The organism is Prodigiosinella aquatilis, assembly GCA_030388725.1.
GTDB classification, from domain to species: Bacteria; Pseudomonadota; Gammaproteobacteria; order Enterobacterales; family Enterobacteriaceae; genus Prodigiosinella; species Prodigiosinella aquatilis.
In genome coordinates this window covers 3,483,291-3,502,320 of the sequence record CP128857.1, presented here as the reverse complement: position 1 = coordinate 3,502,320, position 19,030 = coordinate 3,483,291, and the positions used below count along the sequence as shown (strand labels likewise).

General features: G+C 53.0%; 21 protein-coding genes and 3 pseudogenes. 22 read left to right on the top strand and 2 right to left on the bottom strand.

Annotated elements, in window-relative coordinates; all coding sequences use genetic code 11:
* Positions 1 to 108 precede the first annotated feature (108 nt).
* From PCO85_16250 to PCO85_16205, 10 genes are all read left to right on the top strand, one after another.
* Positions 109 to 1,212, top strand: coding sequence for a peptidase (locus tag PCO85_16250; GenBank protein ID WJV52758.1), 1,104 nt, complete (start codon positions 109 to 111; stop codon positions 1,210 to 1,212).
* A 14-nt stretch (positions 1,213 to 1,226) separates the two neighbouring features.
* Positions 1,227 to 2,162 (top strand): major capsid protein, encoded by a 936-nt coding sequence (locus PCO85_16245; protein ID WJV52757.1) that lies wholly within the window; start codon positions 1,227 to 1,229, stop codon positions 2,160 to 2,162.
* A 10-nt stretch (positions 2,163 to 2,172) separates the two neighbouring features.
* A complete protein-coding gene (locus PCO85_16240) occupies positions 2,173 to 2,529 on the top strand; it encodes a DUF2190 family protein (protein WJV52756.1) in 357 nt (118 codons plus the stop codon).
* A 1-nt stretch (position 2,530) separates the two neighbouring features.
* Entirely contained in the window at positions 2,531 to 2,977 is a 447-nt protein-coding gene (locus tag PCO85_16235; protein WJV52755.1) for a DUF1320 domain-containing protein, read from the top strand.
* Entirely contained in the window at positions 2,977 to 3,444 is a 468-nt protein-coding gene (locus tag PCO85_16230) for a Gp37 family protein (protein WJV52754.1), read from the top strand. The genes PCO85_16235 and PCO85_16230 overlap by 1 nt, the downstream gene beginning before the upstream one ends.
* Complete coding sequence (locus tag PCO85_16225; GenBank protein ID WJV52753.1) at positions 3,441 to 3,668, top strand: hypothetical protein; 228 nt, start codon at positions 3,441 to 3,443, stop codon at positions 3,666 to 3,668. Before PCO85_16230 ends, PCO85_16225 begins: the two co-directional genes overlap by 4 nt.
* On the top strand, positions 3,658 to 5,082 hold the full coding sequence (locus tag PCO85_16220) for a phage tail sheath subtilisin-like domain-containing protein (protein ID WJV52752.1): 1,425 nt from the start codon (positions 3,658 to 3,660) through the stop codon (positions 5,080 to 5,082). Before PCO85_16225 ends, PCO85_16220 begins: the two co-directional genes overlap by 11 nt.
* Complete coding sequence (locus PCO85_16215; protein WJV52751.1) at positions 5,082 to 5,642, top strand: phage major tail tube protein; 561 nt, start codon at positions 5,082 to 5,084, stop codon at positions 5,640 to 5,642. Before PCO85_16220 ends, PCO85_16215 begins: the two co-directional genes overlap by 1 nt.
* 72 nt (positions 5,643 to 5,714) lie before the next feature.
* Entirely contained in the window at positions 5,715 to 6,044 is a 330-nt protein-coding gene (locus PCO85_16210; GenBank protein WJV52750.1) for a phage tail assembly protein, read from the top strand.
* Entirely contained in the window at positions 5,995 to 6,132 is a 138-nt protein-coding gene (locus PCO85_16205; GenBank protein ID WJV52749.1) for a GpE family phage tail protein, read from the top strand. Before PCO85_16210 ends, PCO85_16205 begins: the two co-directional genes overlap by 50 nt.
* Here PCO85_16205 and PCO85_16200 read toward each other — a convergent pair.
* Positions 6,104 to 6,373: a hypothetical protein gene (locus PCO85_16200; GenBank protein WJV52748.1), complete on the bottom strand. Its 270-nt coding sequence runs from the start codon at positions 6,371 to 6,373 to the stop codon at positions 6,104 to 6,106. The genes PCO85_16205 and PCO85_16200 overlap by 29 nt on opposite strands.
* 41 nt (positions 6,374 to 6,414) lie before the next feature.
* On the opposite strand from PCO85_16200, the gene PCO85_16195 reads away from it, so the two are divergent.
* From PCO85_16195 to PCO85_16145, 11 genes and pseudogenes are all read left to right on the top strand, one after another.
* Complete coding sequence (locus PCO85_16195) at positions 6,415 to 8,886, top strand: phage tail tape measure protein (protein ID WJV52747.1); 2,472 nt, start codon at positions 6,415 to 6,417, stop codon at positions 8,884 to 8,886.
* The gene (locus PCO85_16190; GenBank protein ID WJV52746.1) at positions 8,886 to 9,773 is read left to right on the top strand and encodes a phage tail protein; all 888 of its coding nucleotides are present in this window, start codon (positions 8,886 to 8,888) and stop codon (positions 9,771 to 9,773) included. The genes PCO85_16195 and PCO85_16190 overlap by 1 nt, the downstream gene beginning before the upstream one ends.
* A gap of 3 nt (positions 9,774 to 9,776) precedes the next feature.
* A complete protein-coding gene (locus PCO85_16185; protein WJV52745.1) occupies positions 9,777 to 9,989 on the top strand; it encodes a tail protein X in 213 nt (70 codons plus the stop codon).
* Positions 9,990 to 10,036: 47 nt separating this feature from the next.
* On the top strand, positions 10,037 to 11,134 hold the full coding sequence (locus PCO85_16180) for a contractile injection system protein, VgrG/Pvc8 family (GenBank protein WJV56112.1): 1,098 nt from the start codon (positions 10,037 to 10,039) through the stop codon (positions 11,132 to 11,134).
* Entirely contained in the window at positions 11,131 to 11,718 is a 588-nt protein-coding gene (locus PCO85_16175; GenBank protein WJV52744.1) for a phage baseplate assembly protein V, read from the top strand. The genes PCO85_16180 and PCO85_16175 overlap by 4 nt, the downstream gene beginning before the upstream one ends.
* A 45-nt stretch (positions 11,719 to 11,763) precedes the next feature.
* Complete coding sequence (locus tag PCO85_16170) at positions 11,764 to 12,111, top strand: GPW/gp25 family protein (GenBank protein WJV52743.1); 348 nt, start codon at positions 11,764 to 11,766, stop codon at positions 12,109 to 12,111.
* Complete coding sequence (locus PCO85_16165; GenBank protein WJV52742.1) at positions 12,102 to 13,214, top strand: baseplate J/gp47 family protein; 1,113 nt, start codon at positions 12,102 to 12,104, stop codon at positions 13,212 to 13,214. The genes PCO85_16170 and PCO85_16165 overlap by 10 nt, the downstream gene beginning before the upstream one ends.
* Complete coding sequence (locus PCO85_16160; GenBank protein ID WJV52741.1) at positions 13,207 to 13,782, top strand: phage tail protein; 576 nt, start codon at positions 13,207 to 13,209, stop codon at positions 13,780 to 13,782. Before PCO85_16165 ends, PCO85_16160 begins: the two co-directional genes overlap by 8 nt.
* Positions 13,782 to 14,605: pseudogene (locus PCO85_16155) on the top strand (phage tail protein). The gene PCO85_16160 and the pseudogene PCO85_16155 overlap by 1 nt, the downstream one beginning before the upstream one ends.
* The gene (locus PCO85_16150; GenBank protein WJV52740.1) at positions 14,605 to 15,219 is read left to right on the top strand and encodes a tail fiber assembly protein; all 615 of its coding nucleotides are present in this window, start codon (positions 14,605 to 14,607) and stop codon (positions 15,217 to 15,219) included. The pseudogene PCO85_16155 and the gene PCO85_16150 overlap by 1 nt, the downstream one beginning before the upstream one ends.
* An 88-nt stretch (positions 15,220 to 15,307) precedes the next feature.
* A pseudogene (locus tag PCO85_16145) lies at positions 15,308 to 16,264 on the top strand (transposase).
* Positions 16,265 to 16,541: 277 nt separating this feature from the next.
* Here PCO85_16145 and PCO85_16140 read toward each other — a convergent pair.
* Positions 16,542 to 17,276, bottom strand: a complete 735-nt coding sequence (locus tag PCO85_16140; GenBank protein ID WJV52739.1) for a hypothetical protein — start codon at positions 17,274 to 17,276, stop codon at positions 16,542 to 16,544.
* Between the two features lie 390 nt (positions 17,277 to 17,666).
* On the opposite strand from PCO85_16140, the pseudogene PCO85_16135 reads away from it, so the two are divergent.
* Positions 17,667 to 18,905 (top strand): annotated as a pseudogene (locus PCO85_16135) (IS110 family transposase).
* Positions 18,906 to 19,030 lie beyond the last annotated feature (125 nt).

Here is a 19,030-nt window from a genome sequence, read left to right as displayed (position 1 = left end):
TGCCCACCTCTCACCTCGCCATGCGGCGGTGTTTTCTAAACGCCATTAAAATCCGTTTTTCTCACCATCGATGACACTGACCCTGTTTAACGAAAACAGGACAGTGTTATGCCTTTACACATCTTCAAATCTGGCACCCATACCGACATGCACGGCACGACGTTGCCGTTTACGCCTGCTGATTTGGTTGCGTGTGCTGCGGCCTATGACCCGGCGGTGCATGAAGCGCCGATTGTGGTTGGCCATCCCAAGACGGATGACCCCGCCTATGGCTGGGTCGCGTCACTGTCAGCAACGGGCAGTGACCTGCTGGCCGAACCGGCGCAGGTTGACCCCCAGTTCGCCGAACTGGTCACAGCCGGGCGCTATAAAAAAATCTCCGCGTCGTTCTATCTCCCCGACAGCCCGAACAACCCTAAGCCTGGCGTGCTGTATTTGCGTCACGTCGGGTTTCTTGGCGCACAGCCGCCGTCCATCAAAGGGCTGCGATCTGCGGCGTTTGGCGAACAAGAAGAAGGTGTTGTGGAATTTGCAGACTGGGGGCTGATGACCAGTGCCAGCCTGTTCAGCCGTTTGCGCGATTTCATCATCAGCAAGTTCGGGCTGGAAGACGCAGACACGGTGTTGCCGCCCTGGCAACTGGATGCCCTGCGCGATGAAGCTAGCCGTGACGACGCGAAAGTACCCCCGGCGGCGTTTAGTGAGCCGCCAAATTTACCATCACACAACGAGGATTCGACGGTGACAGAAGAAGAAATTAAAGCGATGCAGGCAGAGAACGCCCGGCTGAAAGCCGACGCGGAAGCGCAGGCGAAAGCCGATGCGCAGCGTCGTCAGGAAACGGTTCACACCACTAATGTGGCGTTTGCAGAAACCCTGGTGGCGGACGGCACGCTGGCACCGGCTGCACAGTCGGTGGTTGTTGCGCTGCTGGATGCGGTTTCAACGGGTGACAATCCGGTGGAGTTTTCTGAAGGCGACGTGACCCGTCCGCTGGCGACAGCGTTCAAAGACCTGCTGAGTGGCGCTGCGCCTGTGCTGCTTTTTGGTGAGAGCGCAACGAAAGCGCGGGTACAAAGCAACAATGACGTACCCGTCGAAGCCGAGTTCGCCGAAGCCGACCCGGCCCGTCTTGCCCTGCACAACAAAGCTAAGGCACTCGCTAAAGCTGAAGGCATCAGCTACGACGCTGCTGTCGCCCGCTGCCTGTAATTAAGGAAAGAACTATGTCTGACTATTTGAGAGGCAAACGCATCGTTGACCCGGTGCTGACATCCGTCGCACGCGGGTATCGCAATGCTGCGTATATTGGCGAAAACCTGTTCCCGGTCGTTCTGGCTGAGAAGGAAGGCATTATCGTGCCACTGTTCGGGAAAGGCGCGTTCGTCGAGTACGACACCGAGCGAGCTATCGGGGCGGAAAGTAACGTGCTGCTGCGCGAGAAATCCAGCTCGATGGATATCGTGCTGAACGAGCACGACCTGGCAGCACCGGTTGACTACCGTGAACAGGCGGAATCGCTGTTCAACGAAGAAGCGAAAGCGACCCGTCGGGCAACGAACGGTATCGACTTAAAGCGCGAGCTTTATGCGGCACGCCTGGCGCAAGACTCGAAAATCTACCTCGACAAGTCAAAAAAAGCGTTAATTGCGGCGGAGCGCTGGAAAGACGGAGGCGGTAAGCCGGTTGAGATGATTGAGGCGGGTATTGATGCGGTCAGAAACGCGATCGGTATGCGACCAAATGTAATGACGTTAGGGGCCAGTGTCATGTCTGCGCTGCGCTATCACCCGGCCATTCAGGCGCAGATTGGTGCCAATGAGCGCAAGCGTATCACCGAGCAGATTCTGGCTGACATTTTCAATATTCCGAAAGTGCTGGTTGGGGGGGCCGTCAGTTCCCCGGCTGTCGGGAAAGACCAGTCTGATATCTGGGGTGACTCACTGATGCTGCATTACGTCGCACCTGTTGCTGACGGTGCGGAAAGTGCTGATGAAAACGAACCCTCGTTTGGCTACACCTTCCGCCGCCGTGGTATGCCGGTGGTCGATAAATACCCTGGCACGGGCGGCAAAGTGAATTACTGCCGTTACACCGATATCTACAAAGTCGCAGTAGTCGGCGGTGATGCCGGGTATCTGATTACCAATATCCTGAAATAACGGGGGCGTCATGAGTGCAACACAGCAACCTATTTTGACCACCACCATCGTGGCCACCGCCGCGCTGACTGCGCAGCGGTTTGTCGGGGCAGATAATACCCCTTGTGCGGCCGGGGCGATTGCTCTCGGTGTTGCTGAGGTGGACGGTGACGCAGATACGGCAATACCGGTCAACGTGCTGGGGATTATTGCCGTTGAAGCGGGGGCGGCTATCGCACGCGGCCAGGCTGTCCAGTCCGACGCCAGCGCCCGCGCTATCCCGCAGGTCGCCGCAGCGGGTGAAACGCCTGCCGGTGTATCGAACGGCATCGCACTGGATGCGGCGACCGCCGAGGGCGACATCATACGTATCCTGCGTGGGGTGTGACATGTACTGTACGGGGGCGGATTTACTTGAACTGGTGCCGGAAGCGACGCTGATTCAGTTGACCAATGAAACGGTGGAATTTGATGCGCCACCACCGGTTAACATCATGGTAGTTGGCAGTTGCATTCGCTACGCAGATGAGCTGATCGACGCCCACCTGCGAGGACGATACACCTTGCCGCTGGCCGAAATTCCGACCGTGCTGCGCGACATTGCGGTGACGCTGACTCGTTATCGCCTGTATGCCCGTCGCCCGGAAGGCTCCATACCAGACCTGGTGAAAGACGATTGTAAAACGGCACTGAAACAGCTTGAGCAGATACGTGATGCAAAGCTGACGCTCGGGTTGCAGTCAACCGGTACGGATGCGCCGGAGCGTGGGGAATTCAGGGTGCGTGGGCGTCAGCCGACGTTTGGTGGACGTAACGGCGTACTGGATAAATTCTGATGGACGTTTCACCGATTGTGGATGCCGTGGTATCCCGGCTGCGCGAAAAACTGCCCACGTTGCACATTGAGTATTTCCCGGAGAAACCGGCGGACTACCGCCTGAATCACCCTACCGGGGCGGTTCTTGTGAGCTACGCCGGGTCAAAGTTCGGCAAGCCAGAAGACATCGGCGCGATGTTGCAGGCCCAAACCGTGACGTTTAACGCCACCGTGGTATTCCGACAGCTCAATGGTCGTCAGGGCGCAGTAGCCGTGCTCGATGTATTGCGGCGTGTGCTATGCGGTTACACGCCGCCCGGCTGTAACCGGAAAATCTGGCTTGTGCGGGATGTGTTTATCGGCAACGTCGCCGGTCTATGGCAGTACGCCCTCGATTTTGCGACCGTGGCTGTCCAGCTTGAGGATACAGAACTGCCTGATGGGCCGCTGTTGGCCGGAATTGAAACAGAGGAACAGGAAGAATGAAAAACTATCGCTACACCGGTCCGGCATCAGGCGTCACGCTGGCCGACGGTACTGAAGTGCTGCTGTGGCCAGGCAAAGACGTCTCGCTGCCGCCGGATAACGACTACGTGAAAACGCTGGTCGCCTTGCAGCACCTGACACCCATTGATGACCAACCTGTCGTTACTCCGGCGAAAACCCGGCAGACAGCAGACAAGAAAAACGAGGTGAACAATGGCAGCTAACTATCTTCACGGTGTCGAAACCACAGAGGTCGAAACCGGCGCTCGCGTCGTCAAAGCCGTGAAGTCAGCCGTGATTGGGCTGATTGGCACTGCGCCGATGGGGCCGGTCAATACCGTCACGCTGTGCACGTCTGATACCGCTGCGGCGAAATTCGGCGGTCAGTTGACAGGGTTCACGATACCCCAGGCGCTGGATGCCATTTATGACCATGCGGCAGGCACGGTGTTGGTTATCAACGTGCTCGACCCGGCAGTGCATAAAACGCATGTGGACAATGAGCCGGTAACGTTCGACAGCAACGGTTCTGTAACCCTGGCTAATCCCGTCGTGGCCAGTCTTGAGCTGAAGAAAGACGCCGGTTCGGCACTGTATGTACTCGATACGGATTACACGCTGGATCAACAGACGGGCGTCATTACACGGCTGAATAAAGCGCTCGGTGATACGGTGCTGGCGAGTTACGACTACGCCGACCCGACAAAAGTGACCGCCGCCGACATCATCGGTGCCGTCAACGCAACGGGAAATCGCACCGGCATGAAGTTGCTGCACGATACCTATAACCAGTTTGGATTCTTCGCCAAGATTCTGATCGCCCCGGTGTACTGCACACAGAACAGTATCCGCGTCGAGCTGCAAGCGCTGGCTGAGAAGCTGGGTGCGATGGCATATGTGGATGCGCCGATTGGCACGACCTATGAGCAGGTGGTCACTGGTCGCGGCCCCACTGGCACCATCAATTTCAACACCAGTTCTGCGCGTGTCAGACTGTTTTATCCGCACGTCAAAGTGTACGACTCAGCGACTAATGCCGAACGGCTGGAGCCACTGAGCCAGCGGGCGGCTGGTTTGCGTGCCAAAGTTGACCTGGAAAAAGGATTCTGGTGGAGCAGTTCTAACCAGGAAATCCAGGGTATTACCGGCGTTGAACGCCAGTTGTCAGCGATGATTGATGACCCGAGCTGTGAAGTGAACCTGCTGAACGAGCAAGGCATTACTACCGTGTTCAATTCCTACGGTACAGGGTTACGCCTGTGGGGTAACCGGTCAGCAGCGTGGCCAACCGTCACGCACATGAAGAACTTTGAGAACGTGCGCAGGACAGCAGATGTGATCAATGAGTCGATACGGTATTTCAGCCTGCAATATATCGATATGCCGATCACCCAGGCACTTATCGACTCACTGACCGAATCGGTCAATGCCTATGGACGTAAGCTGATTGGCGACGGCGCATTGCTGGGATTCAAATGCTGGTATGACTCGACCCGGAACGAAGAAACCGAGCTGTCATCCGGGCATCTGCTACTCAGCTATAAGTTCACACCGCCGCCCCCGCTCGAACGCCTGACGTTCGAGACGGAGATCACCTCAGAATACCTGGCTAATTTAACTTCCGGGAGTGACAGCTAATGGCCAAGATTGAAGTTAACCGCATCACCAATGCGAACATTTACCTGAACGGCACGAACCTGCTGGGCCGTGCCGAAGAAGTGAAATTGCCGGATGTCACTATGACCATGCAAGAGCACAAAGCATTGGGCATGGTAGGTAAAGTGGAACTGCCATCCGGGTTTGATAAGCTGGAGGGCGAAATCAAGTGGAACTCGTTCTACCGTGACGCGATGCTGTCTGCCGCCAATCCGTATAGCTCGCTGTCGTTACAGTGCCGTTCTAACGTTGAGCGTTACAGCTCGCAAGGTCGTATCGATGAAGTGGCACTGGTCACATACCTGACCATCATGTTTAAAAAAAATCCGTTAGGGACATTCAAACCGCATGAGAACGCTGAGTTCTCCAGCTCGTTTACCTGCACGTACATTAAGCAGGTATTGGACGGCGAAGAACTGCTGGAACTCGATTACCTGGCGAATATCTTCCGCGTTGGCGGCGTTGACCAGTTGACGGACTACCGCATCAATATTGGGGGGGTAGTCGTGACGGTAAGGGGCTGCGGCCCCTTTCTTCTTTAATCCCGTTTACTATCTGCTTTCCTCCTCCATATTCATACTGCTCCTGAACCCACCTATAAAGAGGAGCACATCATGTCTGACACATTTCAAGAAACATTTCAGCTATCCGTACCGTATTCCACCGCTGCCGGTGTTCCCATTGAAACCCTGACGTTACGCCGCCTGCTGGTCAAAGACCTGAAGGCCGTTCAGCGCATCAGTAAACAGCCAGAAGACTGGGACGATTTGCTGCTGTCCCGCTCGTCGGGTTTGGTGCCGGAAGATTTGGATGGGATGGATTTGGGGGACTATCTGGCACTACAGAAACGATTTCAGGCCATTACAGGGGTGGTTGCACAATCCCAGGGTACTGATGGAAGCGCAGTCGATGCTGGCCCGGTGGTGGCGGTGGCAACCGAGTGAGCTGGACGCATTGCCGGTGGATGAGTTGGAAGACTGGCTGGACATCGCCAGCATTCAGATTAAGCGTGAGAACGGCGATAGCGACTAAGTAGTGCGCCAACGCCAGCGAACAGCGCAGCTAACAAATAAACGGCGGGTTGCAGGATAAATGAGGCCAACACCAGGGCAATCGACAATAACACGGTACCGCCGCCAATCATCAATACCCAGACCAATGCATCGCTGCTGCTGTTAACCGTATAGATAACCAGTTTCGTCAGCAGATAAAGATAGATACTGCCGACTACCATTATCAGCAGCCCTTTACATACCGTCAGCGCGTTTCCCATATCTGTCATCCCGTATCAACTGAATAATTGGAGTGTAGACGGTGGCCACTGAGTTCTCAATAGGTATCATTATCGGCGGGGCAATTTCGGGGGCCTTTCGCTCGGCTATTTCCGGTACCCGCCATACGCTGGACTCGATTGGTGAAACCACCCGCCGTTTACAAGAACGGCAAAACGGGCTGACACGGGCAATGGAGCGCTACGGACAAATTGGCTCTCGTGCCAGCCAGCGCATGAATAGTGATTTACAGCGTGTCGGTCGCACAATGGAGCAGCTTCAGCGCCAGCAAAATCGCCTCGCTTCAGCTTCTGCCATCAGTGACGCGGCACGGGCCAACCGGATGTCACTCTATGCCAAAGGGGCGGAAACCTACGCGGTAGCCAGAACAGTAGCCGCTCCCATTATCAGCTCAGTGACGCAATACGCCAGTTTTGAGTCTGGATTGAGGGATATTGCAGTGACGGGGGATCTGGATAAATCGCAAGAACAAGCTATTGGGACGGTTATTCGACAGGCGGCACTGAGAGTCAATCAGACACAGGAAGCGCTGCTGGGTGGCGTCGGGCAGTTGGTTGCCGATGGGATGAATCCAGAACAAGCATCAACGTTTGCTGGAATGCTGGGGAAAACAGCCACCGCGACTAAAGGGAATATGACCGAGCTTGCAAAGATGACGTACGCCTTCAGTTCTGCGTTACAAATTACTGATCCCAAAGAAATGGAACGGGCATTCGCAATGGCAGCGACCGGTGCAAAACTGGGTTCTTTTGAATTGAAGGATATGGCAAAAGCGCTGCCAGGACTGGCGAAGTCGTTTGCTGCTAAAGGGATTGTAGGTAAAGAAGCCATTAGCCAGATTGTTGCCAGTCTGGAAGTCGCTAAGGGATCTGGCTCAGCCGACGAGGCGGTGACCAATATGACTAACTGGCTGGCAGCGATGAACCGCAGCGACACTATTCAGAAGTATGAGAAGGCGGGCATTAACTATAAAGAGTCCATGCTGAAGTACAACCAGCAGGGTTTTTCCCAGTACGAAGCATCACTTATGATTGCCAATCAATTTATTGATAGCAAGGGCAAGGCATTTGCCGCGCAATGGGAAAAAGCGGGTGCGATTGGGGATAAAGAAACTCAGCAAAAGCTGTTTGAATCGTTCGGGATGGCGGAAGTGTTTACTGATATTCAGACCGCCCAGCATTTGATTTCGATGCGTCAGAACTGGGGAAAATACCAGTCAAATAAGCAGGAAATGAATAGTCCAGATGCTCAGCAAACATTAGATAAAGACGCAGCAAAACAAAATGACACGTTAGAAGCCAGGTGGCGACAAACAAAAATTAGAATGAATGAAGCGGCGATAGGAATCGGAGAGTCATTAAAGCCAGCGCTGCTGTCATTGGGTGAAACCATTATTCCGCTGCTGGATAGCACAGCAAAATGGATCGCCGCCAACCCGGAAATCGTCAACGGTGTGGTGACAGCCGCCGCCGGATTACTGGCATTTAAGACGGCATCTATTGGAACCAAACTGGCACTGAATTTGTTGTTATCTCCTGTCGTTGACCTCTGGAAAGGTGCGGTGCTGCTGCGCTCCAAATGGCTATTACTCCGTGAATCGTTTGGGGTTGGAGGACGAGCTCGTCGGTGGATCACGTTGTTCGGCAATATTGCTAAAGGGGCCGCAAATCTAGGCAGAATTTTAGGCACTTCATTACTGAGAGGAATTATGTTAGTTGGGCGTTCCATTATCCTGATGGGACGTGCATTGATGTTAAACCCCATTGGCCTGTTAATCACGGGGATCGCTATTGCGGCCTATTTGATTTATCGCTACTGGGAACCTATCAGCAATTGGTTTAAACAGCGCTGGGCGGATATTAAGACTGCGTTTTCAGGCGGCATCAGCGGTGTGACGCGGTTAATTCTGGACTGGTCACCCCTCGGCTTGTTTTACAGAGTCTTTGCCGGGGTGATGAAATATTTTGGCGTTGACATACCGGCTAAGTTCAGTGAGTTCGGCAGCAATATCATCAGCGGGTTTGTGAACGGTATACGCAATAAATGGGAGGAAGCCAAGGCCAGCGTCGGCGAACTGGGCGACAACATCAAAGGCTGGTTTGCTGAAAAATTAGGTATTCATTCTCCCTCGCGTGTTTTTATGGGGTTTGGTGACAATATCGCCCAGGGTGCCGCGATTGGTATCAGTCGTAGCACCCCGTTGGCGGCAGCGGCGGGTCAGCGTCTGGCTACAGAACTAACACCTGAGGTGCCGAAAATCCCCGGAGTCGGTCAGTCATTCAACCCGGCCAGCCTGCGCCGGGGCAATACCGCTACAGGTACAGAATTAGCGCCTGGCCTCCATGTGTCATACTCACCAACAATCAATATCAACGGCCAGACGCAAAATGGCAGCCCGCCTGATATTGCAAAAGCCCTCAATCTGTCAATGCACGAACTGGAAAAAATGTTGCAGCGCATCGTCACAGAACAACAACGCCGGGGGTACGCCTGATGTTTGCCGTGCTGGGCGATATTGAGTTTGAGCTGATCACCTACTGGGACGGGTTCGAGGCCCAGTTCGGTGTGGACTATGCCGAACATGCGTTGATTCAAGGCAAACCCCGCCTGCAATTCATCGGTGAGAAGCTGGACGAAATCAGTATCAGCCTGGTGTTTAATTGGCTGTACTGCACCCCGGAAACTGAACTGGCCCGCTTGCGCAATCTGATGCACACTCATAACGCTCAGGCGCTGGTGTTCGGCAACGGAGACTATCGTGGCTGGTTTGTGGTAACCGACGTCCAGGCAACCAGCGAACAGACTGACCGCTCAGGCAATGTGCTGGCCCTGAATGCACAGGTGACGCTGCGTGAGTACGTCGGCGATCCGAAAAAGCCGCTCACCGCCCCCGCTATCGCGCAAACAGTGCCGAATACAAAAGCAGTAGCAAAGTCTACTGCGGCGGCACCCTCTGGCATGGCATCAATGGTTCGCTCTGCCGTCGGTTATGCGCGTAATGCCCAGTCGGCACTACAGACTGCAACCAGCACCGTTCGTCTGGTGCAAAAGATGGCTACGAATCCAACTGTGGCTCTGTCTCGCGTGCCGGGGCTGATGACTCAATTGGGCGGCGTGGCGACGCCACTAACAAACGCCATTCCTGCGCTGTCGTCTGTCACCAGTGCGTTCCCCGATGCTGCTCGTGCCGTCCGTTCGTCCAGCCAAGCGCTGTCATTCGTCAACAATGCACGGTCATCTTTGCTCGGCGTTGGCAGCGGGAACATCGAGGCGGCGATGAACGAAGTCAGCACGCAACTGGGGGCAGCGACCAGCATGATGAGCCAGTCGTCACCTGCCGTCAGCAAAATGGCCGCAGCAATTTCCACCCGGAGGATCTGACCGATGTTTATTGAACACATCACCAAAACTGGTGAGCGCTGGGATACCATCGCCAACCATTATTATGGTGACCCTCTCGGATATGACCGGATTGTCGCCGCCAACCCTCACGTTGCCATCACGCCGGTATTGCCGTCTGGCATCGTGCTGACCATCCCCGTTATCGAACCGATTGAGATCAACAATGTGGAGGATACGCCGCCGTGGCTACGCTGACGACCACACCGCAGCAGCCGGTTGTCGCTCAGGATGTTCTGACGCCGATGTTCAGCCTTGTGTATCTGAAAAAGAACATCACTCAGGATATTGCGCCCTATGTGCTGCGCATGACCTATACCGACAACATCAAAGGCGAATCGGACACGGTGGAAATCGAGCTGGAGGACACGGACGGGAAATGGGAAAACCAGTGGTATCCGGGTAAAGGCGATACGGTGATCCTGAAGATGGGCTATCTCGGTGAACCGCTGCTGGATTGCGGCACCTTTTCGATTGATGAGATTGAAAGCCGTGGCCCGCCATCCACGATCTCAATAAAGGGGGTAGCGACGTCGGTGAATACAGCGTTGCGCACAAAATCCAACCGGGGATTTGAAAACACAACGCTCGGCGCGATTGCCAGCCGCATCGCCAAAAAGCACAAGTTAAAGTTAGTCGGCAGCATTGAGCCAATCAAGTTAGATCGTGTGACGCAGAATAATGAAACAGACGTCGCGTTCCTCAAGCGGCTCGGCAAAGAGTACGGCTACGCAGTCAAAGTGACCGCGACACAGCTGATTTTCTCACATCTGGATACGCTGCGTAGTCTACCCAGCGCAATGACGCTGGCCAGAACGGATATCAGCAGTTATTCACTGCGTGACACGATAAACCGGGTGTACAAATCCGCAAAACTGAAGCATCAGAAAGCCAGCGATAAGAAGCTGGTAGTGTATGAGGCAGACGGTTCTGTGTCGCAGAGTACCCAAACAGCCAAGACGGCGACGCACGCTGACACCACGAGCGCCGACACGCTGAAAGTCAATGGGCGAGCCAGTAGCAGTGATACGGCGGAGCGGAAAGCCACCGCTGCGCTGAATGCACACAACGAATATCAGGAACAAGGTCAGATTACGCTCATGGGCATGGCCGGACTGGTAGCAGGCAATAAAGTCACGCTGACCGGGTTTGGCAAATTTTCCGGGGACTGGCTGCTGAATGCTGTGCGTCACACCATGACGCGCAGCAACGGTTACGTCACTGAAATGGAGATCGTGAGAGGCCCATTGACAAAAGGCACGAAGAAGAAGAAAAAGACCACGACACTGACCGTGTATCACCCTGACGGTACGACCTCCACCACGGTGAAGGAGCAAAAATGACCCTGCATACCGGTACTGTTAGCGCTGTTGACCCGGCTACCGTTCGCGCCCGTGTCCGTCTGCCTGAGCTTGATAACATGCGTACCGGCTGGCTGGATGTGGTGCAGCGCAATACGCGAAACAATAAAGACTACTGGCTCCCGGATGTTGGCGAGCAGGTTAAAGTGCTACTGGATGAACATGGCGAAGACGGCGTGATTCTCGGCTCAGTCTATTCAAGCGTCGATACGCCGCCAGTCAATAATCCTGATGTGCGTGGCACGACGCACGCCGACGGCGGGGCTTTCTACTATGACAGGCAGACGCACACGCTCACGATTAGCGGCGGCATTGAGCATATCGTGATTGAGTGTGCCGCTGATGTAACGGTCAGAACGCAGAAAGTCACACTCGATGCAACCGAAACCGAAGTGACAGGAAATATGCTGGTGAAAGGGAGACTGACATACCAGGGCGGGCTGGCCGGTTCCGGCGGCAGCGGTGCTGCGGCGGTTATTCAGGGGAACGTCAGCGTAGACGGCAATATCGATGCCACAGGTAGCATCATGGATACCGGCGGCAACTCAAACCACCATTCTCATTAAAGTCGTTTAATATCCGGCTTTCTCTCCGGGGGCGATACTGCCCCCATGAATACGAACTCTGTTTTTTGGCAACCGAAGCTCAAAAACCCCGGCGAACTGGTCGAGGGAGCTGACGATATTGCCCAGGCCATCAGCATTATTCTGCGCACACCACGCGGCAGTGATCCACATCGCCCAGAGTTCGGCAACAATCTCCATCTTTATATTGATTACCCAATTGACCGCGCTATTCCGCATGTTGTCCGCGAATCCGTCGAAGCTATCAAACGGTGGGAGCCGCGTTGCAAGCTGTTGGCCGTCAAACCGACGGTGGATGGTGAACACCTGACGTTGCGCGTGCAGTGGCAAACCACGACAGGTACTGACACTGAAACGGAGATTGTATGGCGGTAACGACAGAACCGGTTTTCATCGAACGCGATGCAGACGCAATCACTGCCGAGATGATTGCGAAGTATGAAGCGGACAGCGGTAAAACACTCTACCCGGCCCAGGCTGAAAGGCTATTGCTGGACATTATCGCATATAGAGAAATGTTGTTGCGCAGCGCCATTCAGAATGCTGCCAAGCAGAACCTTGTGCGGTATGCCGATGCACCAATGCTTGATTACCTCGGCGAACTGGTTGGCACATACCGCCTGTCGGCTAGCCCGGCCATTATCAAACAACTGCAATTTACTGTTGAAACAGCGCTGCTAACAGATGTGCTTATTCCTGCTGGGACTCGCGTCAGCGCGTCCGACAGCGTGATATTTGCTACAGACACTGACGTGATGCTGAAGGCTGGTCAGCTCTCCGTCACTGTATCAGCGACATGCACGGACGCTGGAACCGTCGGCAATGGCTGGCAACCGGCGCAGATCAGCACGCTGCTTGATGAAGTTGATGATGTGGATTTCACGGTCAAAAACCTGACAGCCAGCAGTGATGGGTCGGATGACGAGTCAGATTATCATCTGCGTGAGCGCATACAGCTCGCGCCTGAAGCGTTCAGCACCGCAGGTTCAAGGCTGGCCTATCGTTATCACGCAATGAGTGCGCACCCTGACATTGTCGATATAGCCGTGGTTTCGCCGGAGCCTGGCACCGTGGCGTTGTATCCACTGATGTCAGATGGTGTGCCGTCTGACGCGGTACTCGCGCTGGTTGACAGCATTTGTTCTGACGAAAAAGTCAGACCGCTCACCGACACGGTTACTGTCTCCGCACCGGCTGCTGTTAATTACGAAATCCGCGCAGAGCTGGTTATCCGTCGGGGTGAGCTGGCCGACACAGTGAAAACGGCAGCAGAAAGCGCGGTGACGGCCTGGGCAACAACGAAAGGCGCAACACTGGATAACGATGTCGTACTCAGCCAGTTGATCGCAGCCCTGTCTGTAACCGGGGTGTATGACGTTGTTGTTGCGTCACCTGTCGCCTCGTTGGCCGTAGAAGAGCATCAATGGGCCAATTGTACAAGCATCACGATTAACGTCAGCGGGGTGTCTGATGACTGATATGCAACTACCGCCGGTCATTGCGTCTGACGTCAGCTTGTCGGCGCTGGCCAAGCTCACAAGACGATTTGATGACCTGAATCTTGATGCGCTGATGGTGTATCTGGTCGATATCGTTAATGAGAGTGCGCTGGATGCACTGGCCGAACAGTTCTCGCTGAAGGGCGATGGCTGGGAACTGGCTGAATCAGATGATGCACGACGTGCGATGATCAAGACCGCTATCGAACTGCATCGCTACAAAGGCACACCCTGGGCGATACGCCAGGTTTTTCGCAGCCTCGGATTCGGCGATGTTGAGTTGATTGAACACATTGGCCGGCTGAATTATGACGGTCAGCGCAATTACAACGGGATTATGGTTCACGGCGATAAATCAGCGTGGCCAATTTATCGCGTGCTAATGAGTCAGCCCATTACGAACGACCAGGCACAGCAGCTTCGCAACACGCTCAACATGATTGCTCCAGCACGCTGCAAACTGGCCAGCATCGAATATACCGCAGCACCGATTCGCTACAACAACAGTGCAAATCACGATAACAGCTACAACTACGGGAGCGCCTGATGGCCGAGTTAACAGAAAAGACAGAGTGGGTAGATGGCATCTATCAGCTCGAAACTTCGGATCCCGTCATGGGTGGGCCGGGGGGATTTCTAACCGGCAGGCCAATCAGTTGGCTAACCGGACGGTGTATCTGAAACAACAACAGGAACAGACAGGGAGCACGATCAGTCAACATGTCGCTGCAGCAAATCCACATCCGCAATACGCCCCGATTAACAGCCCAGCATTGACCGGAACACCGACAGCACCGACCCCGGCACAAGCGACAAACAGCACACGGATTGCCACCACGGCCTTTGTTACCGCTGCAACAACCAGTCTATCGGCTAGCGTCACATCGGAACTGGCGTTAAAACTGGGTATCCGCGAACTGGTGGGAATCCCGCTACCCTGGCCGCAGGCCACCGCGCCAACTGGCTGGCTAAAATGCAACGGTCAGACATTCAATACAGCGTTATATCCAATGCTGGCCATGACGTATCCGTCCGGCACCTTGCCCGACCTGCGCGGCGAGTTTATTCGCGGTTGGGATGATGGTCGGGCGGTTGATAATGGACGCACACTATTATCTCAACAATCCCATGCGATGCAGCAAATGACAGGCAGTGTACCCGGGGTACATGCGCAAACGATAGGGGCTCAATTCGGCGGCCTCGGTGTTTTGGGAATGAATCATGTTGACAGCACAATACCCCCAGCAGAGGGAGGCGCGGATTATGGAGGATTCGTCATGACGTTTGATAACAATATTCCAGGTATAAATACATCAACAGAAAATAGACCACGCAACGTGGCATTTAACTACATTGTGAGGGCTGCATAATGAGTGATTCAATTCAGGCACAAACACACCTTAATAATACCGGGCTGGCCGTAAACGCGGGCTGGATAACGGTTTACCATGTTGACCCACAGACCCGCGAATATTGCGGGGCCAGTGATGAATACCTGATGCAGGGCGTCGGTATTCCCGCCGACAGCTACGCCGATGAACCCACATCACCCGAAGCCGGTCAGGCGCTACGCCGCACGACAGACGGTAGCGCATGGGAACAGGTGCCCGATTATCGTGGACAGACGGTATACGGCACGCAAACTGGCCAGGCGCAAACAGTCACCGCCCTCGGTAATTTACCAGATGATGTGACACTGATGGTGCCGGCAACACCGTATGATAAATGGGATGGCAGCGCGTGGGTAACTGACACCGACGCCCAACACGCCGCCGCCGTCACTGTCGCACAGCAGCAACTGGCAACACTCCGCCGCACCGCCAATGACCGTATCAATGAATTAACCTATGCAGTGGATCTGGCTCTGGCAACCGACGAAGAAAAAACGGCCTTGACCGACTGGAAAACCTACGTCGTACTGCTGAGTCGCATCAATACCGCTACAGCGCCGAATATCGACTGGCCGACGGTGCCAACAAAGTAAAAATGTAATTTGTTTTCAATTATTGAAATGTTACGCGCCGCTATTTATCGCGCAGATTGTGTTAAATTTATCGCGCCGCGCATCAACAAAAGGCCACATCGAAAGGGTTGAGCAAAGTATCGCTCTTTACTTGAATAAGCTCGATGAAGCTGACAAGGCTGCGGAGCCCGAAAAAAATGCAGGTTTAACCGCTGCAAAACTGGCATGGCTGCAAAAGCGTTTGAAAGAACTCAAGCAAATCCAACAGGCCGTTGTGCAGCACCCTGATAAGCAGTTGTCACTGACAGATCCTGATTCCCGGCTAATGAAGATAAACAATGTTAACCGCCAGGTTAGCTATAACGTTCAGACTGCCGTTGATGCTAAATATCACCTGATTGTTGCGCATGAAGTAACGAATACACCAGACCGTGGGCAGCTAACAGCGGTGACAAAATTAGCGCAGGACGCTGTTGGCAAAGCGGAGATTACCGTACTGGCTGATAAAGGTTATTACAGCCGGGGTGATATTAAAGCAACGCAGGATTTAGGTGCCGTAGCCTTAGTACCAAAAGGCGATACCTCTGGCTCTGACCGCAAAGGTCTTTTCAATCGTTCATTGTTCAAATATGACCAGGAAAAAGATATCTATATTTGTCCGATGGGTAGCGAGCTTCAGAACCGATTTACGGTGGTTGAGGATGGTTTAGAGCAGCAAATGTACTTTAACAATATTGCTTGTCGCGATTGCAGTCAGCGGTCAAGGTGCACCACATCAAAACGCGATCCGAGACGTATAAGGCGCTGGGTTCATGAAGCAGAAATGGAAGACATGCAAGCCAGGCTTAACGCCTCACCACAAACAGCTGTCGTGCGAAAGCAAACGGTAGAGCATCCGTTCGGGACAATTAAAATGTGGATGGGAGCGACTCACTTCCTGACGCAACGGTTTAAAAACGTCAGCACCGAAATCAGTCTGCATGTGCTGGCTTATAACCTGAAAAGGATGATGTCCATCTGGGGTACCGAAGGATTGGCCATTAAGCTGCGAGAACAATGCAACTAGCGGGAGTGGCCGCTTTAGCCCCTAATAACAAGCCATTAGCACTCCATATCAAGCCACAAAAGCCTCGTTCTGCCTCTACATACAAATCACAGCGAATACAGTCAATATCAGGAATATCTTGCATCCCTGACTGAGGATAGTACTCAGATACTGCAAAAACCGAGTTTTCACACAGCCTGTGCCACAAGCAGACGTTGCTTATATTTGTCTGTGTTAATCAATGGGGAGCAGGTCAGTGTTAATGAAAACCGGCCATGTTGACCGGTTTTTTTATGAGTTACTTGCTAATACGCTTAGCTAGGATAGAGGTGATTAAAGGAATGGTTTGAGCTGGTTTGCCCTCGTTAAAATTGGGGTTTTTCGCGTTTGCATAGGGGAAAACGCTTTTATCAACTTCCCATACGAACGAGTCAACAGCGATAACTTCAAAACCAGCCTGACTAAATACAAATTGATCGAAGTTTTCCTTTGTATCAGTGAAGTCACGTTCCTTGTCCGAGTTGACAAGACCAAAACCGCGCATACCTAACTGAATGTACTCAACTGACTCTATGCAAACATCTCGAGACACAATGATATCTTCTATCTTTTCACGATAAGACTTCATAAGTTCAGTTGGGTTTGGTTGGTTGGGAATACGCAGAATTTGATCTTCACCGCTACCACCAATAAACCAGCCAGTTATTACTTTTGGTTCGAAGTCGCGTATAGCCTGCTTGTCATCGTCACCCAAAGCATAAAAATCGCATTTGCGAATGTTGGGGCTGAATCCCAAACCGAGCAGATAATCGGTTGCCATCTGAATCAAATACTTATTGTTTTCGAGTGACAGAACGGCGTGGGACTTAAGCAGATGGCCGGTGCTTTGACCCGCGCCACAGCCGAATTCCAACACGTTACCATCAGGGGTAAACGCGGCCAGTTTTTTATATACATCAGATTTGTCTAACGAGTCTGACTCTTTCTTCCAAAGATCGGAATACGTCTTGTGTGTTGATAATTCAGGGATCATTTTGTTCTCTCTGTTGTGAAATGTGAATCGCCACTGATTCAATATACATGTCAGAGGTCAATATAGATGGCTTTGGTATGCTAACTCACAGTTTACACTAACTTCCGCACCTCGCTCATAGCCGCCTGATGGAACTCTTGCGGGCAACTCAGTGCCAAATATAGTCATTCGAACCCTGAGAGTTACACTCCTTAGTGATTCAGGGTATGCGCTTACTGGTTACGAATATTGTGCCAGAATCATGTGACTTGATGATTGCCGCTTTTCTTTCGAGCCAGTAGGTGCTCCACGTTCGCTAACGAATACTCAGGGCATGCAGATAAACTGCTGACTATATTTCTTTCGAAGAACGTGGAATGCATACCAATCCCCGATAAAAAGGAGTTGGTTATGACTGCGATAGATCAGTTTGCTGCTCATGTTGGTCTTGACTGGGCGGATAAAAAGCACGATGTCTGCGTTCAGTGTAAAAACGGTGAGCGCACATTCCATATAATTGAACACACGCCGGAAGCGCTTGATACCTGGCTCATCGGGTTGCACCAAAAGGTGAAAGGCAGGATCGCCATCGCCCTTGAGTTGAAGAAAGGCCCGGTGGTGTACGCTCTCCAGAAGTACCCTTTTGTCACGGTCTTTCCCGTGCACGCGCTATCGCTGGCCCGTTATCGGCAAACCTTATGGCCAAGTGGTGCGAAGGATGATCCACAGGATGCTGAGTTAGCTTTAGAGCTAATGCTACGTTATCCCCAAAAGATAAAAGCCATAGAACATGACAATGCGGATATTCGGTTACTTCAGCAGTTAGTTGAGTAGCGTCGACTGCTGGTCGAAGACAAACGTCGCTTTGTGAACAGGCTCATCAACACGCTTAAGCAGTATTATCCTCAGCCGCTGGAGTGGTTCTCACACCGGGGCAGCTTGCTGTTGTGTGAACTGATTATACGGTGGCCTAGTCTGCAGCAACTGAAGCGTGCCAGACGCGACACGGTCCGCAACTTTCTGAATGCCAAAGGTGGTCGCGCAATGGTCCTTACCGGGCAGCGCATTGCGAGTATTGATAACGCTACCCCATTGACTACAGATCAGAGTGTTATAGAGGCTAATGCTCTGATGGCAACAGCACTGGCGACACAAATTAAAGTTGTGAGTGAAATCATCAAAACCTATGACGAACGAATCGAAAGGCTGTTTGACACATTGCCAGATTCAGGGTTGTTCAAATCACTTCCGGGTATGGGGCCGTGCATGGGCCCACGGATGCTTGCTGCGCTTGGTGATAACCGTGACCGGTTTAACAGCGCTGAAGAAATTCAAAACTACGCAGGTATTGCACCGGTGACAGAACGAAGTGGCCAGAAATCCTGGGTTCACTGGCGATGGCAGTGTGCCAAGTTCGTCAGGCAAACATTTATCGAATGGGCTGCCAAGACGGTTAACTCATCATACTGGGCCCGGCTGTATTATCAGGGGTTGCGAGAAAAAGGAAAATCTCATCAGTCAGCGATCCGGGCTCTGGCATTCAAGTGGATAAGGATCATTTACCGCTGCTGGAAGACCAGAACCCAGTACGACGAAGCCAAATATTTGCTGGCTCTTGAAGCGCGAAAATCGCCCTTACTGAAGGCATAAAAAGCTTGTCGAATGTCTCAGGGCGTGAAGCGGACAGTATGCATATCAACGGGGCAGGTCAAAACAAGTGCTTTATGTAGTCTAACTGCCTATTATCAATTTTATGCCAAGCTCCGTCTCTATCA

Coding starts and splice junctions, on each gene's coding strand:
- PCO85_16220 (WJV52752.1), top strand. CDS start 3,658: ATGGCAGCTAACTATCTTCACGGTGTCGAAACCACAGAGGTCGAAACC.
- PCO85_16205 (WJV52749.1), top strand. CDS start 5,995: ATGGAAGCGCAGTCGATGCTGGCCCGGTGGTGGCGGTGGCAACCGAGT.
- PCO85_16150 (WJV52740.1), top strand. CDS start 14,605: ATGAGTGATTCAATTCAGGCACAAACACACCTTAATAATACCGGGCTG.
- PCO85_16140 (WJV52739.1), bottom strand. CDS start 17,276: ATGATCCCTGAATTATCAACACACAAGACGTATTCCGATCTTTGGAAG.
- PCO85_16165 (WJV52742.1), top strand. CDS start 12,102: ATGGCGGTAACGACAGAACCGGTTTTCATCGAACGCGATGCAGACGCA.
- PCO85_16190 (WJV52746.1), top strand. CDS start 8,886: ATGTTTGCCGTGCTGGGCGATATTGAGTTTGAGCTGATCACCTACTGG.
- PCO85_16160 (WJV52741.1), top strand. CDS start 13,207: ATGACTGATATGCAACTACCGCCGGTCATTGCGTCTGACGTCAGCTTG.
- PCO85_16245 (WJV52757.1), top strand. CDS start 1,227: ATGTCTGACTATTTGAGAGGCAAACGCATCGTTGACCCGGTGCTGACA.
- PCO85_16210 (WJV52750.1), top strand. CDS start 5,715: ATGTCTGACACATTTCAAGAAACATTTCAGCTATCCGTACCGTATTCC.
- PCO85_16170 (WJV52743.1), top strand. CDS start 11,764: ATGAATACGAACTCTGTTTTTTGGCAACCGAAGCTCAAAAACCCCGGC.
- PCO85_16225 (WJV52753.1), top strand. CDS start 3,441: ATGAAAAACTATCGCTACACCGGTCCGGCATCAGGCGTCACGCTGGCC.
- PCO85_16230 (WJV52754.1), top strand. CDS start 2,977: ATGGACGTTTCACCGATTGTGGATGCCGTGGTATCCCGGCTGCGCGAA.
- PCO85_16185 (WJV52745.1), top strand. CDS start 9,777: ATGTTTATTGAACACATCACCAAAACTGGTGAGCGCTGGGATACCATC.
- PCO85_16240 (WJV52756.1), top strand. CDS start 2,173: ATGAGTGCAACACAGCAACCTATTTTGACCACCACCATCGTGGCCACC.
- PCO85_16235 (WJV52755.1), top strand. CDS start 2,531: ATGTACTGTACGGGGGCGGATTTACTTGAACTGGTGCCGGAAGCGACG.
- PCO85_16180 (WJV56112.1), top strand. CDS start 10,037: ATGTTCAGCCTTGTGTATCTGAAAAAGAACATCACTCAGGATATTGCG.
- PCO85_16175 (WJV52744.1), top strand. CDS start 11,131: ATGACCCTGCATACCGGTACTGTTAGCGCTGTTGACCCGGCTACCGTT.
- PCO85_16215 (WJV52751.1), top strand. CDS start 5,082: ATGGCCAAGATTGAAGTTAACCGCATCACCAATGCGAACATTTACCTG.
- PCO85_16250 (WJV52758.1), top strand. CDS start 109: ATGCCTTTACACATCTTCAAATCTGGCACCCATACCGACATGCACGGC.
- PCO85_16200 (WJV52748.1), bottom strand. CDS start 6,373: ATGGGAAACGCGCTGACGGTATGTAAAGGGCTGCTGATAATGGTAGTC.